The organism is Haemophilus sp. UMB1048, from assembly GCF_030218125.1.
Taxonomy (GTDB): domain Bacteria; phylum Pseudomonadota; class Gammaproteobacteria; order Enterobacterales; family Pasteurellaceae; genus Haemophilus_D.
Genome location: NZ_JASOPB010000099.1, coordinates 1 through 274, shown reverse-complemented (window position 1 = coordinate 274; position 274 = coordinate 1). Strand labels below are relative to the sequence as shown.

The 274-nt window shown below is 54.7% G+C and carries 1 protein-coding gene; it reads left to right on the top strand.

Features of this window, described 5'->3' with window-relative positions:
* Positions 1 to 274: hypothetical protein (locus QP437_RS10040; RefSeq protein WP_285267734.1), on the top strand; the 274-nt coding region annotated here is incomplete at both ends.

The window sequence follows — 274 nt, the reverse complement described above, 5'->3', positions numbered from 1 at the left end:
ACACAGCATCTTGATGAGAAAAAAGAGCTCGGTCATTTGAGTGCCGGGGCGCGGCGGTTGATCCTTGGTATCATCGTCACCTTCTCGCTGATTCTGGCGTTAATCTGCGTTACTCAGCCGTTTAACCCGCTAGCGCAGTTTATCTTCCTGATGCTGCTGTGGGGTGTAGCGCTGATCGTACGGCGGATGCCGGGGCGCTTCTCGGCGCTAATGTTGATTGTGCTGTCGCTGACCGTTTCTTGCCGTTATATCTGGTGGCGCTACACCTCTACGC